At 68.8% G+C, this 13,810-nt stretch carries 14 protein-coding genes; 4 read left to right on the forward strand and 10 right to left on the reverse strand.

The features are described 5' to 3' along the window. Window position 1: 1 nt before the first annotated feature. Window positions 2-322: a hypothetical protein gene (locus EDC82_RS14795; protein WP_200829313.1), complete on the reverse strand. Its 321-nt coding sequence runs from the start codon at window positions 320-322 to the stop codon at window positions 2-4. Window positions 323-888: 566 nt separating this feature from the next. Here EDC82_RS14795 and EDC82_RS14265 point away from each other — a divergent pair. Beyond that, window positions 889-1,473 carry an Ltp family lipoprotein gene (locus tag EDC82_RS14265; protein ID WP_131941930.1) on the forward strand — a complete coding sequence of 195 codons (585 nt, stop codon included), beginning with the start codon at window positions 889-891 and terminating at the stop codon, window positions 1,471-1,473. A gap of 187 nt (window positions 1,474-1,660) precedes the next feature. On the opposite strand, the gene EDC82_RS14270 is transcribed toward EDC82_RS14265, so the two are convergent. The 3 genes from EDC82_RS14270 to EDC82_RS14280 all read right to left on the reverse strand — a co-directional run bounded on the left by EDC82_RS14270 (window position 1,661) and on the right by EDC82_RS14280 (window position 3,994). After that, window positions 1,661-3,052, reverse strand: coding sequence for a deoxyribodipyrimidine photo-lyase (locus EDC82_RS14270; RefSeq protein ID WP_131941932.1), 1,392 nt, complete (start codon window positions 3,050-3,052; stop codon window positions 1,661-1,663). A 205-nt stretch (window positions 3,053-3,257) separates the two neighbouring features. Next, window positions 3,258-3,593: a DUF3072 domain-containing protein gene (locus tag EDC82_RS14275; RefSeq protein WP_074046536.1), complete on the reverse strand. Its 336-nt coding sequence runs from the start codon at window positions 3,591-3,593 to the stop codon at window positions 3,258-3,260. A gap of 209 nt (window positions 3,594-3,802) precedes the next feature. Next, a complete protein-coding gene (locus EDC82_RS14280) occupies window positions 3,803-3,994 on the reverse strand; it encodes a hypothetical protein (protein ID WP_040014585.1) in 192 nt (63 codons plus the stop codon). A gap of 188 nt (window positions 3,995-4,182) precedes the next feature. On the opposite strand from EDC82_RS14280, the gene EDC82_RS14285 reads away from it, so the two are divergent. Further along, on the forward strand, window positions 4,183-4,959 hold the full coding sequence (locus tag EDC82_RS14285) for a GTPase domain-containing protein (protein ID WP_131941934.1): 777 nt from the start codon (window positions 4,183-4,185) through the stop codon (window positions 4,957-4,959). A 144-nt stretch (window positions 4,960-5,103) separates the two neighbouring features. After that, window positions 5,104-5,901 carry a hypothetical protein gene (locus EDC82_RS14290; RefSeq protein ID WP_131941936.1) on the forward strand — a complete coding sequence of 266 codons (798 nt, stop codon included), beginning with the start codon at window positions 5,104-5,106 and terminating at the stop codon, window positions 5,899-5,901. A 76-nt stretch (window positions 5,902-5,977) separates the two neighbouring features. Here EDC82_RS14290 and EDC82_RS14295 read toward each other — a convergent pair whose 3' ends face one another. The 6 genes from EDC82_RS14295 to EDC82_RS14315 all read right to left on the reverse strand — a co-directional run bounded on the left by EDC82_RS14295 (window position 5,978) and on the right by EDC82_RS14315 (window position 12,860). After that, complete coding sequence (locus tag EDC82_RS14295; protein WP_131941938.1) at window positions 5,978-7,663, reverse strand: alpha/beta-hydrolase family protein; 1,686 nt, start codon at window positions 7,661-7,663, stop codon at window positions 5,978-5,980. Window positions 7,664-7,867: 204 nt separating this feature from the next. Next, the gene (locus EDC82_RS14680) at window positions 7,868-8,038 is read right to left on the reverse strand and encodes a hypothetical protein (protein WP_006945135.1); all 171 of its coding nucleotides are present in this window, start codon (window positions 8,036-8,038) and stop codon (window positions 7,868-7,870) included. Window positions 8,039-8,195: 157 nt separating this feature from the next. Continuing rightward, the gene (locus tag EDC82_RS14300; protein ID WP_006945137.1) at window positions 8,196-8,627 is read right to left on the reverse strand and encodes a universal stress protein; all 432 of its coding nucleotides are present in this window, start codon (window positions 8,625-8,627) and stop codon (window positions 8,196-8,198) included. Window positions 8,628-8,830: 203 nt separating this feature from the next. Continuing rightward, window positions 8,831-10,477 (reverse strand): DHA2 family efflux MFS transporter permease subunit, encoded by a 1,647-nt coding sequence (locus EDC82_RS14305; protein WP_131941940.1) that lies wholly within the window; start codon window positions 10,475-10,477, stop codon window positions 8,831-8,833. Then, window positions 10,459-11,040, reverse strand: coding sequence for a PadR family transcriptional regulator (locus EDC82_RS14310; protein ID WP_040014584.1), 582 nt, complete (start codon window positions 11,038-11,040; stop codon window positions 10,459-10,461). The genes EDC82_RS14305 and EDC82_RS14310 overlap by 19 nt, the downstream gene beginning before the upstream one ends. A 419-nt stretch (window positions 11,041-11,459) precedes the next feature. Continuing rightward, on the reverse strand, window positions 11,460-12,860 hold the full coding sequence (locus EDC82_RS14315) for an LssY C-terminal domain-containing protein (protein ID WP_115296786.1): 1,401 nt from the start codon (window positions 12,858-12,860) through the stop codon (window positions 11,460-11,462). 256 nt (window positions 12,861-13,116) lie between these two features. On the opposite strand from EDC82_RS14315, the gene EDC82_RS14320 reads away from it, so the two are divergent. Continuing rightward, the gene (locus EDC82_RS14320; RefSeq protein WP_131941942.1) at window positions 13,117-13,758 is read left to right on the forward strand and encodes a hypothetical protein; all 642 of its coding nucleotides are present in this window, start codon (window positions 13,117-13,119) and stop codon (window positions 13,756-13,758) included. Window positions 13,759-13,810 lie beyond the last annotated feature (52 nt).

Genomic DNA, 13,810 nt, shown 5'->3' on the forward strand with positions numbered 1-13,810 from the left:
ACTACCCGAGGATGACGAGCTGACGCCGCTGCCACGCGCACCACGCCGTCACCGCCATGAAGGCGAGCAGCATGACGTCGAATCCGACCCACGCGAAACGCCAGTTGTGCGCTTCGTACACAGGCGGCAACGCGAACGCGAGATAGATGATCCATGGCACGAGCGCCAGCGTGCACACCGTCATGAGGATGATGCGGACGCGCCGCACCGCGCCGAGACGACTCACGAGGCGCGGCGAGATCGTCGGCGGTCGTTCGAGCCGACGCATGAGGTCGCGTCGTTGCTCGAACGTCATCGCCCGAATCTCGTCGTCACTCAGCATGGGTTCACCTTCCACGCGTGAAGCCATGACGGGTCCGCGTGGCGAGGGACCAGTCATGCTGTGCGGAAGGAACGCCGGCTCGCTTCACCATGACGCTGGCCGCGTTGGGGAGTGCTAGCCACTCTCGGTCGGCTGGCGTTCGGTGCCATCCCTCTCATCGGCTCCCCGCCGACGCCACGGGCTGTCGTAGCAGGCACAGCAGCGCTTACCTCACACCGCACGCACGCACTGTCATCCTCAGAGAACCGATGTGTGCCGGCTACGGCCGTTGCGCATCGCGGCAACGCCTCCTGCGGTTAAGCCGTACGCCTACACGTTGCTCCTGGACCGTGGTTCTGCGGAGCGGACCAGGCTCGCAGCCGTAGCTGGCGTGCGCGAAGGGGAGGCGTCTGTTGACCCACTCATCTCCCCTCGTGGCGGAAGAGCCCCGCAGGTGGATTCGCTGCGCTACTTTAGCCATGCGCATGGCCACGCTAACTATCTAGCCTGCGCGCGCCCCCGACCACGGGGGCCTAGCAGCGGCGTGAGGCCGATTGCCGAAGCTCCGATAGACAAGGAACAACTACATGAGTACGCCTGCGGATCCGAACCAGAGCCAGCCAGCCACCCACAAGGAAGCAAAAGCCAACGCCAAGGCGTCGAAAGCCTACGCCAAGGCTTCGCGCCCCTGGTACAAGAAGAAGCGTTTCTGGCTCCTTGGCCTAATCGCCCTCATCATCGTCATCACCGTGGCGACCAAGGGCGGCTCAGATGACAAGTCGACGAAGAGCACCTCAACCAGTCAGCCCTCGGGCGGCGGGTCGGCAGCCGCGCAGAACGACCCCGCGGCCAAGCTCACAGACGTGCAGAAGAACGCGCGCAAGGCAGGCGAAAACTACCTGTCCACTATGCCCTTCTCGAAGCAGGGTCTCATCCGGCAGCTTTCGTCGGACGCCGGTGACAAGTATTCAGTCGCTGACGCCACCGCCGCGGTGAACACCCTTGACACGAACTGGAAGGAACAGGCGGGCAAGGCCGCGAAAAACTACATGAACACTATGCCGATGTCGTGCGATCGCCTCATCCAGCAGCTGTCCTCGGACGCAGGTGATAAGTACACCCAGGAGGAGGCCACGTACGGGGCAAAGCAGACCACCGCTTGCGCGAAGTAACCTCGACGGCCTGGCGACGAGCTCGAATGTGGATCGTCGCCACGTCTTCTCAACAGTGCGCGAGGCGGGTGACCTACACGACGGGCCACCCGCCTCGCGCACTTTTCGCAGGATCCACTCGATTAGAGACGCGCCGGTGCCCAGCTATCTCCGGACGCGAAAGGTCAGACGGCGCCCCGGTGAGACGTCACTTCGTCTGCTCGTATGCCGCGAGTGCGGCCTTGCGCGTCTCGGCGAGGTCGACGATGGGTTCGCGGCCGTCGTCAGCGCCCCAGCGGCGGACGTAGCGCTCGTCGGGGTCGAACTTCTTGCGCTGCGTCTCCGGGTTGAAGACGCGGAAGTACGGTGCGGCGTCTGCGCCGCACCCGGCGACCCACTGCCAGTTGAACGGGTTGCTCGCGGCGTCGGCGTCGACGAGCGTGTCCCAGAACCACTCCTCACCGATGCGCCAGTCGATGAGCAGGTTCTTCGTCAGGAACGACGCGACGACCATGCGCACGCGATTGTGCATCGTGCCCGTCTCCCACAGCTCGCGCATGCCCGCGTCGACGAGCGGGACGCCCGTCTCGCCCTTCTCCCATGCGAGCAGCGCGTCCTCGTCGAGCGGCGGCCACGGGAACGCGTCGAACTTCCGATTGAGGTTCACCTCGTGAAGGTCAGGGTTCTCGTAGAGCGTGTGCCACGCGAACTCGCGCCAACCGACCTCCGACAGGAACGTCTCGACGTCCTTGCCACTGCGCCGCGCCGCATGCCAGATCGTCTGCGGGCTGATCTCCCCGAAGCGCAGATGCGGCGAGAGGCGCGACGTCGCCGGCTTCGACGGCTCGTCACGTTCGGTGGCGTAGTGGACGACGGCGTCGTCGAGGAAGTCGGCGAATAGCTCGTGCGCGGCGTCCTCGCCCGGCGTCCAGGCCTTGGCGATGCCGGTCGACCAGTCGGGTTTCGTCGGCAGCAACGCCCAGGTGTCGAGGTCGTCACTCGCCTGGCCGGCCTGCTCGACGAGTGCGGACGGCGGGGTGAGCGCTGACGGCGCGTCGAGCGGCTCACGCGGCTCGGGCTCGCTCAGGCACGCCTTCCAGAACGGCGTGAACACGCGGTACGGGGTGCCCCCACCCGTTGTGATGGTCCACGGCTCGAACAGCAGGTTCGCCGCATACGAGTGCACCTCGACGTCTCGCTCGGCGAACGCCTCCTTGATCCCGGCGTCGACGACGCGCTCCGGCCCGCCGTACCGGCGATTCCAGCCGACGAAGTCGACGTCGAACGTCTCGACCACATCGAGGACGACGTCATGCGCGGCGCCGCGTCGCAGGACGAGCGGGATGCCGAGCGCCTCGAGCTTCGCGCGCAAGGCGACGAGCGAGTGATGCAGCCACCACTTCACCGCACCGCCGAGCGGGCGGAGGCCGTCCGATTCCTCGTCGAGGACGAAGAGCGCGACGACGCCCGCGGGCTCGGACGACGCGCCGTCATCCGACTCCTGCGAGCCCTGGGAGGTGACGGCGTGATCGACCGCCGCACGCAGCGCCGGATGGTCGAACGTACGCAGGTCGTCACGGAACCAGACGAGAGAAGTCATGGAAGCCATTGTGGGGTCTGCCGATTCGCGCTGGGCATCATCGACACGTCATTCGGTGCGCGCTCGAGCCCCGGTGGGGGCATGACCCGTGGTCACCGCGCAGTGCGCCGCCCGCTCGTCGCAGCACACCTCCGCCCGACCTGGCGCCATATGTTCCACGTGAAACATGTCGCGCCAGGCCGACCGGTGGCGTCTGGCAGTTGCCTCAGTTGCCCTGCGTGCCCTGCTGGTTGACGCGGTTGTTCGAACCCTGGAGGCGATCGATGTGCTTGCTCGCCTCGGCCTTCGTCAGCGTGGCGGGCAGCGTCTCGCCCGCCTCCTTGGCGAGCGTGTCGAGGTACGACTTCTGCGCCTCGGTCATCGGCTCGTCGCCGGTGGCCCACTCGTCGGGGTCCCGCTGCAGGGAGGCATCGTTCGGGCCACCCTGCGTCGGCTCCGTCGCGCCGAGCATGTCCTGGCCCTGCTGAGCCTGCTGAGCCTGACCGTTCGGGGCACCCGGAGCGTGCGCCCCGAGGGTTTCGTCGGGCTGATTCGTATTCATGTCAGTCATGCTCGTGAGGCTAGACCGAGGCACCGACAACCGCTACACCCTCGGGCGTGATTTCGCCGGCGCGACGCACGCGCAGGACACATTCGGCGCACTGTCAGACGCGTCACGCCGTCGCCGGATCGCCGTCGAGACCTCCAGGGACAGAGCGGGCCGTGACCTCGGGGTCAGGGCCGGCCAGCACCTGGTCGGAGGCACTCAGCTCACTGGTTGGGCGTACGGGGGCTGGTGCCGCCGGTCGTCTTGTCGGGCACAGCGTCGGCGCCGTTGACGACGTTCGCCTCACTGTCGGTGCCGAAACCGCTGCCGCCTTCGGAGACCTCCCCAGCGCCGCCGGGCTTCTGGCCGTCCGCGTCGTCGTTCTTGGCTGCTTCGTGGATGTCTTCGCGAGTCATGTCTTCACTCTAGGACGCGCAGGCCGCTGGTTCACCACCCACGCGGATGGTCGGACGCGGCGAGCGCGCAGCACCGCGAAGGCGTCGAAGAAACCCTCGGAGAGGCGTTTCGACGACGTTTCGGGTTGACTAGAGGGCAAAGTGCTCGGCGCCCCGGCGTCGAACGAGCCTCTGCCGAAAGGTGAACCGTGACCTCGAAGAACACCGGTGCCCGCCACAACGCCGGCCTCGCCGCTGCCGGCGCCAGCCTGGCCGGAACGGCCCTCACCGCCCTCACCGCGGCACCCGAGAAGATCTCCTCCCTCGTGCATCGCCGCTACCCGACGGTCGCCGTCACGGGCATGACGGGCGTCGGCAAGACGCGCCTCGTCGACCGTCTCGCGCGCCGCACGAGCCCCGACGCCGTCACCGAGGCCGGCTCGGCGACGATGGAGCGTCGGACGTCGAAGTCGCCGCGGCTCAAGGGTTTCCGCTTCCGCGTCGTGCCCGGCGACAACGCCGCGACGCGCCTCGCAGCCCTCGACGAGGTGTTCTACGAGGAGCCGGTCGACGGCATCGTCCACGTCGTCTCCTACGGCCACGCGACGCCGCGACACGCCGGCGGCACGAGCGGCGCCGCGCCGTCACGCACGCGCGAGGAGCAGCTCGCCGCGGAGCTGGAGGACTGGACGATCACCGCGCACCGCATCGCCGCGATGGCGGTGCGCCGAGCCAAGCCGATGTGGGTCGTCATCGCCGTGACGAAGGCCGACCTCTACCCGAACGACATCGACGCGGCCGTCGACTACTACTCACCCGGCAGCAGTTCGCCGTTCGCCGCGAAGCTCGACGAACTGCGCTCCCTCGCCGGTGGAGCGACGATCTCGATCGACGTCCTGCCCGTCAGCGCCGAGAACTCCAAGGAGCTCGACGCCCTTGTCGGCAAGCTCGAATCCCGCATGGCGGCGCTCAGCGGCCACCTGTGACGTGAGCGAATCGGGCTGCCGGGCACGGGTTTCAGCCGGGTCGTCTCGGTCGGCATGGCGCCTTCGCCACGGCCGCCATCTCTGCCACAGTGGAGGTGCGGCACGGCGTGACGTGTCGGCACCGTTCGACGACAAGGGGAACTCATGCGCACCGTCCCAGCTCTCACCGCCGCGGGCCTGCTGACGCTCGCGCTCGCCGCGTGCGGAAATGGCCAGGACGGCGGGTCGCAGAACGCCACGGTGGCGCAGTCGTCCGCGTCGTCGACGACGCAGCAGGCCGCACCGAGCCAGACGCCCTCCGAGCGCAGCTCTTCCGCGTCGTCGTCGACGTCCCCGAGCACGTCCTCCAGCACGGCCGCGAGCGCCTCGTCCGCGTCGCCGAGCGCGAGCGACGGTGCGTCGGCGAGCGACTCCGCAGCGCCGCAGGCGAGCGCTACCGGCTCGGGCGCGGCGCCGTCCGGCAGCCAGAACTCGGCAGGGCCGACCGCCTCCGCGAGCAGCGCACCGTCGACGAGCGGCACCGCGACGGCGTATGCGTACGCGGCGACGGGATGGTCGCAGTTCACGACGCCCACGGGCCGCAACTGGTGCGACATGACGAAGGGCGTCGTCGGCTGCCACCTCACCCCCGAGGTCTCGGCGAAGCACGGCGGTGCGAACTACATCATGCTGACGCCGAAGGGCGTCGGTTTCCTCACCGGTGACCCCGGTTTCGACACCGACGGCGAGGCTGCGCGCTGGACGTCGAGCGTGCCGAACGCACCGGTGACGAAGAAGGACGGCACGGCCGTGCTCGGCTACGGCAGCAGCTTCACCTCCGCAGGAACGACGTGCACGAGCAACGTCAGCGGCATGACGTGCACGAACGCGGTCGCGAGCTTCACCGTCAGCACCGGTGGGGTGACGATGACGGGCAAGCTCGATCCGACGCGTCAGAACTGACGGCCCGCCAGATCATTGCCCGCAAACGCGTCGAGGATGACGATTTCCGGGCGATGATCGCTGACGGCGAGCGCGCTCAGCGGCGCCCCACGGCGTCGATGATGGCATCCTCGCGCGAGCCGGGGTCGACGTCGAGCACCTTCGCCCAGGCCGGCACCATCTCGGCGCCGAAGTAGCGGTGACCGTAACCGCCGGGCACCTCGTTGGAGACGAGCATGTCGGCGCTGACCTGCCAGAAGGTGACGAACGGAGCCCAGCTCATCTGCGCCATCGGCGTGTTGTCGCGCGTCTCACGCAGCCACTCGGGTGAGTTGAACATCAGGCGCGGCGACCACCACACGACGGGGTCGGACGGGTGCTGCAGGTAGACGACGCGCGGTTTCTGCCACGCGCCCAGAGGGCGGTCGTACTCGTCGGCGCCCAGCTGCGACGGTTCGCCCGCGAAACGGATGTGACGCCCGCCGTTGATGACAGGGTCAATGGTCGTCGAGCCGGGCGCGCGCTCACGCGTCAGCCGCGCTCGGTTCGGCGAGAAGGCGGGCGTGCCGCTGAGGACGCCGCCGTCGGTGCGCTCCAACATCTGCTGCGGCGAGTCGAACGAGTCGTCCGCGCCGTAGGCGCCGAGCGATTCGCCGGTGAAGTACACCTTCGGGCGCTGGGCCGCGGGCATGGCGTCGACGCGGCGCCGCACCTTCTCGAGGAGGATCTGCGACGCCTTGCCGGGATCGCGGGGCGCGGTGAGCAGGCCGAACGCCGACGGCAGGTTCGAGTACGCCATCCCGACCGCCGAGGTGTCGCCGCCGAGCAGGTACTCGAACGAGGCAGCGCCCCACAGGTTGACGTATCCGGTGCTCGTCGGCGTGATGACGAGCATCGCCTTGCGCTTCCAGGCGTCGGTGCGGTCGAGCTCGGCCACCGCGAGGTCGGCGCTCTTCTCCAACGACTGATTCGCGCCGACGAACACCCGCACCGGCTCCTTGGCTGGCTTCTTCGTCACGTCGGCGATCTGCTTCGCGTCCGGCCCCGCGGCGACGAACTTCGCGCCGTCCTGGCCGAGGCTGTTCCACGTCAGTGGCAAGCCGGGGCCACCACTGCGCAACGACGACGTCGGTGCGTACTCACCGCGCGGCATCTGCTGGTTGACGCGGTCTGCGTTGCCCCCGACGACGGCGAGGACGGCGGGTTCGACGACGACGTCGATCGCCACGACGACCGTCGCGACCGTGATGACCGATGCGACGAGACGGGCCGCTGCCTCCCGCACGATGCGTGAGGAGACCTTCGTGAGGAAGAAGCGGGTGAGCCCGGCGAGGCCGCGCCAGACGAGGATGAACAGGACGAACACGACGACCGCGACGAGCGTCGAACCGGTCGGATACCACCACCCCGGCCCGTCGACGTCGACCTGGCGGCTGACCTCCCGCTGCCAGTCGATCGTCGCCTGCGGGAAGCTGATGACGATCAGGGCCGCGAACGCGATGCCGATGCGGCCGAGCAGCACGCGTCGACGCGGGTTCATCGTGACACGCAGGCCCAACCAGCGCGCCGTCGCGTGGACGAGGCGCCCCAGCGCGAGGCCGAGAACGTACCCGCACACCCCGCTCAGCGCCGCGACGAGGCCCTGCATCCACCAGGGGCGCGGCAGCAGTGACGGCGTGTTCGCGATGATGTAGAACAGCGCGGCGAACACGAGACCCGTGTGCGAGAAGCGTGCGAGGAGCAACCTGACGCGCGGCGGCGCGGGGGCTGCGGTGGACGGCATGAGGCTCCTCGGATCGGGGTCTGCCCCATGGTCCCAGAGCGGCACGACGCATGCGCCCCGGTCGCGTCGTCACCTGCGGGGCTCGCGGCCACGCAGGTTCGACGCCGGGGCGCGTGCGTCGTGTTCAGGTGAGGCGTGCGCGCGTGCGTCGTGTCATGCCTGCCGACGCTCGCGGCAAACCACCGCGCTCAGCGGCGGCCGCCGTCAGCTCTCGTCGGCGTCGGCGTGCTGGCCTTCGTCGGTGCTGCCCTCGTCGCTGCGACCGCCGCTCGCGACATCATTGTTCTCGCCGCCGTCGCCGCCGGTCTGGGCGCCGGGGCCGCCGTCCTGCTGGTCGACCTCGGGGGTGTAGTTCTCGCTGCTCGTGTCACTCATGGCACGAACCTACTCCCGTGACGGCGCCGCGCGCCACCGTCCGCCGGGGTGCAGACGCCATCGGAGCCGACGCGTCCTCGACGCGTCAGGTCGCGGGCCCGGTCACGCGCCGGGCCGCGCCGCGTCAGTGGCGCGTCAGTGGCGCATCAGTGGCGCATCAGTGGCGCGTGACGAGGACGGGGCAGTCGGCGTGCGTGACGCAGTAGCCGCTGACGGAGCCGAGAAGCATGCCCGTCAGCTCGCCGTGGCCGCGGCTGCCGAGCACGAGCAGCGCCGCCTCCTTGGAGCGCTTGACGAGCACATTGCGCGTGTCGCCCTCGATGACGTGCGGTCGCACCTCGATGCTCGGGTGGTCGGCCTGCACCTTCGCGACGATCTCGTCGAGCATCTGCGTGCTCTCCTGCGCCGGGTCGAAGTTGGCTTCGAACGCCACGGCGTAGCCGTAGTTGGTGGGCCACTGCCACGTCGCGAGGGCCTCGAGCGGCTGCTTCGTCAGCTCGGCGTGCTGCGCGGCCCATTCGAGGGCGCTCAGCGACGACGGCGATCCGTCGACTCCGACGACGATGGGCTTGGTCGTGTTGTCAGCCATCCGAGGCACCTCTCGTGAATGTTGCGATGAGCCCGACGCCGGGTCTCACCTTCACGCTAGGGCCGCGACGCGCCCCGGGGCCAGGGACCTTTGGCACGGATCGAGCGACCACCCCATCGAACCCGGACGAACATTGCCCGCGAACGCGTCATCATTGACGCGTTCGCGGGCAATGTTCGTCCGGAGCCCTCGGCTTCGGGCGCTCAGTGAGCGTCGGCCGCGTGGCGGCCCGTCCTGCGGTGCGGGTTGGTGAACATCACCGCGGCGATGATGCCGACGATGAGCACCGCGGCCGGCAGGTACAGCGTCTCGCCCATGGCGCGGGCGAACTGCTCGGCGACCTGCGTCGGCATGTGACCGCCGCCCGCCTGATGCGCGCCACCCGCAGCCTGCTCACCGAGGTGGTGGCGAAGGCGCGAATCCATGAGGGAGGCGACGGCGGCGGAACCGATGACGGCGCCGATCTGACGTGTCGTGTTGTAGATGCCCGAACCTGCGCCGGCGAAGCGCGGTTCGAGGGTGCGCGTCGCCGTCACCGAGAGCGGCGCCCACATGAACCCGTTGGCCACACCGAGCAGGCAGGCGATGGCGAGCAGCCACCAGATCGACGTGTCGGCGCCGAGCATCCGGCCGTACCAGAACAGGGCGACGGAGAAGCAGACGAGCCCGAAGCCCGCGAGGATCGCGGGGTGCTTGCGGTCGACGAGACCACCGACGACAGGGGCGAGCAGACCGGAGATGACGGCCATGGGCGCGAGCAGCAGCGCGGCCTTCGTCGGCGAGTAACCGAGCACGGCCTGCGCGTAGATCATGATCGGGAACGACATGGCCGTGATCGCGAACCCGACGGACGTGATAGCGATGTTGGCAAGGGAGAAGTTGCGGTTCGCGAACAGGTGCAGCGGCACGAGCTGCTCACCCCTGTATCGCCGCTCCCACAGGATGAACAGGACGAAGAAGACGAGGCCGAGGATGATGAGCAGCGGCACAGAGATGATGCCCGTGATCGTGCCCCAGTCGTACTGCGCGCCTTCTTGGATGCCGAACACGACGCAGAAGAGCGCGACGGCCGACAGCGCGACCCCGACGAGGTCGAACTTGTGCGCGTGACTCGGCAGCGACGGCACGAGCTTCCACGCCATCGCGAGACCGATGAGGCCGACGGGCACGTTGACGAAGAAGATCCACTCCCACCCGGCATGGTCGACGAGGACACCACCGAGGATCGGGCCGACGAGCGTCGCGACACCCGCCGTCGAACCCCACACGCCCATGGCCTTGCCACGACCGTCCGCGGGGAAGATGCGCGTGATGATGGCCATCGTCTGCGGCGTCATGATCGCCGCACCGAGACCCTGGACGACGCGCGCGGCGATGAGGACGCCGACATTCGGGGCGAAGCCGCACGCGGCCGACGACAACGTGAACACGGCCAGGCCGATGAGGTAGAGGTTCTTCGGGCCGAAACGGTCACCGAGGCGTCCGGTGATGAGCAGCGGCACCGCGTAGGCGAGCAGGTACCCGCTCGTCACCCACAGGACGTTGTTGAGGCTCGTGTCGAGCTTGTCGACCATCGTCTCGGTCGCCACGGAGACGATCGTCGAGTCGACGAGGATCATGAAGAACCCGATGAGCAGGGCGCTCAGCGCAGCCCACGGGTTGATGTCGGGCGCGGCGCCCGGCGTCTTCGCGCCCGCATCTGCCGCAGTTCGGCGCCCCGACGCGGACTGCTGCGGCGGGGCGCCCGTGGCGACGGACGCGCCCGCGTCAGAGTGGGCGGCGCCTGCGGCGGGAGCCGCAGGCGCGCCCGACGTCGCGGACGCGTCGTCGGTCAGTGGCTGGTCGGCCATGTGAGTTCCTTCGATTCGATGTCATGGACGACGGAGGCGATGTAGTCGCGCTCGGTCGTCAAAGTGGCGAGGCGGTGTTCGTGGGCGAGCATCCAGATGCGTTTCGCGCCCTGGTTGCGCCCCTGCTCGAGGCTGTCGCGCATCTGGGCGATGTGCTCGTCCAGGACGGTGACGCGCTCGGTGAGCAGGCGCGCCGCGCGTTCCGGGCCGAGAGCCTCGAGCTCGCCGAGGGCGAGGGAGAACGAGAAGTAGGGGTTCTCGACGACGGTGATGGCGGAGCTGATCCACGCGACGAGGAGCTCGCGCCCCGCGTCCGTGAGGCGGTACGTCGTGCGGGGCGGGCGGTTGCCGTCCTGCTCGGTGCCCACGACCTCCGCGAGGCCGCGCGCCACGAGCCCGTCGACCTTGTGGTAGAGCGACGCGGGCCGCAGCTTCACCCACTGATCCTCCCGGCGCGCGCGGAGGGTCTGGATCATCTCGTACGGATGCATGTCGCGCTCCGCGAGAAGACTGAGGACGGCGACCGCCAGCGGCGCCACTTCCAGGGGGTCTGTTGTGGTCACGCGATGACTATTCCACATGGACTATTCAAAAACGAAACCCTCGTTCCCGTGACCTTGCTCACCCGCCCCGTACGCAACGGCGATCTACGTCCACCTCTGCGAATTTCGTCCACCTTCGCGACTCATGGCCACATCGGCGGTTCTTGGTCACATTCACCCCTGAGCGAAGCGCACGGCTGCCCCGGCGCGACGCCCGTCGCGCCGGGGCAGCCGTAGACGTCAGGAGAGGTCGGCGAGGATCCGCTCGGCGCGGGCGCCGGTCGACTGCGGGTTCTGACCCGTGTAGAGGTTGCCATCGGCCCCTGAGGTCGCGGGTCGTACCGTGAGGGCATCGAGCAGACCCTCGCTGACTGACCGGGCGAGCGAGTCTGTCAGCCACGAGCAGAGCACGAGCGCGTTTCACGTGAAACACCACACCGTCAGGCCGCGGCGCCCTCACCCTCGACGAGGCCCTGCTCGACCCAATCGCGCGCCGACAGGCTCGTCAGCGCATAGACGACGAGCAGGTCGACGGAGAGGGACAGCAACGCGCCGAACGTCGGCCGCGTGCCCTGCAGGTACTGCCACATCTGGCTCGCCTGCGACAGGGTGACGAGAGCGATCATGATGAGTCGCGCCCACACCCCGCCGAAGAACGTGCGGTACGCGAGCCACAGGATCGGCACATACGTCAATACCCCGATCCACAGGGCGACGTTCGTCGGCAACTCGGCCGGAACGTCGCCGAGGACGTCCCGGCCGTTCGGCCCCAGAACACCGTCGCCGCCCCAGACGAGCGCCGCCATCGACACGAGGGCAGAGGCCACCGCGAGCACGCAGGCCGCGACGATCGATGGCGGGCGACGCCCCACCGTGCCGAGCACCTGCCCGTCCTCGCTGGCGCCGTACACCGTCGCGCCCGGGGCGACGGCAACGGCGGTGAGGTCGACGACGGGCAGGTCGCCGTCCGTCATCACTGCGTCGCCGCCGCCGTTGCGGCTGTGGTAGCCGCTCGTGAAGTCGTGGAGCATCTCGACGCTGACGGCCGGATCGGCGTCCGTCACCGTGCGCAGCACGTGGTCGCGTTCGGTGTCGATGTCGCGGGCGATACGGTGCGTGACCTGCAGCGTGAAGAACGACAGGCCGACGCCGGAGTCGAACGTGCCCGACGCGAGCCAATCGACCCGCCGGCCGCCGGGCAGCAACCACTCGTCGGGCGTCGGCCAGAACCGTACGTGGTGACGTTGCGACGGGTTGCCGTCCACCTCCTGCTGGTAGGCGAACTCCTGCGTGCGCCGAAACAGCACGAGCGGGCTGACGGGCGCCTCGGCGTAGCTGCGGCGCAGCAGCGACGACACGACGATGCGGACGCTCGACCCGAGCGTCACCGGGTCGGCCTTGACCCACCCGGCGCGCGTCATCGTCTCGTGGATCTGCTGTTCGTCGCCGATGAATGCGAGGTTGAGGGGATCGCCGAGGCGCCCGTCCGTCGTACGGCTGCAGCCGATGAAGTAGTCGGGCACGTAGATCGTCGTGAGGACGCGGTGCAACCGTGGCAGCGCCAGGTAGGCCATGACGGCCCAGAACCCGACGAGCAACAGGAGCAGCGACCACGACCACGTCGCCTCGCGTAGCAGCAGCACGGCGAAGACGAACGAGCAGATCATGACGGCGAAGAAGAAGACGTTCTCCAGCCATGCCAGCCCGAGATGCCGGCCGAGGCCGCCCATCATGACGACCGGCTCAGCGGCCTCACCCGCGCCGGATTCGCGGACCGGGGCCAGGGCGCGCGAGGGGTCGGTGCTCGCGCGTGTCTCGCTCGAGCGTCGGTCGCGTTCCATGGTCCTCCCCCCCGTCACGACCCCCTCCGGACGAGGGTGCGCACCCCATTGTCCCCCGCGTTCGCCCCGCATCCCGGCCGGCGGCGTGGCGGTGGCCGTTGCGGTTGGCGACCGAACGCCGGGAGGCCGAACGCCGACGCGCCCACCGTCGGCTGTCGAAGTTCTCGGCTCGAGCTCTCGTGTTCCACGTCACACACGGCAATACTGAAGAAGGAGGTGTGTCCAACACGCACCGACTCGAGAACAGGAAAATGCCATGAACCGTTTTGTCCGCACCACATGCTTGACGACGTTCGCCGGAGCCGCCCTGTTCAGCGCCCCCGCCTACGCAGCCCCTACGGCCGGGCCCGGCGTGTCGGCGACTCCAAGCATCACCTACACGACCGACGGCACCACCGTCGCATTCAACTTCAACCTCAAGGGCACGCAGCACTATGCCAACGGGCCGGATCACACGACGACTCGTACCCCTGGCCCCATCTCCATGAGTGTCGACTTCGGTGACGGCAAAGGCCGTACCGGCGGTGATTCCGGCGTCCTGCAGTGCACCTCGAAGGGCGTCTCGCCACTCAACTTCTCGTCTCCTGACCAGTACCGCTACACCAAGCCCGGCACATACAAGGTGAAGCTCGACTTCTGGTACTGCGGTGACGCCAACAACTCCCACGTCACGAAGACCGTCGACGTGAAGATCGGCGCGTCGGCGCAGCCCGTGCCCACGCCGTCCAAGCCGGGAACCCCCGGCGGCACGACGACGGGTTCGACCACTGTGGGCCCGAAGGTGCAGACCGACATGACGCACGAGGGCAGCTCGACGAACACCACCGCTGCGTTCGCGAGCGGCGCGCTTCTCGCCGCAGCGGGCGGCACGCTCGTCGTTCGCCGTCGCACCCGATGACGGATCCGGCGAGCGGCCAGTCTTGCTGGCGGCCCTCGCCGACACCCGGCAG

Origin of the sequence: Dermacoccus sp. SAI-028 (assembly GCF_004346775.1) — a bacterium.
Taxonomy (GTDB): domain Bacteria; phylum Actinomycetota; class Actinomycetes; order Actinomycetales; family Dermatophilaceae; genus Dermacoccus; species Dermacoccus nishinomiyaensis.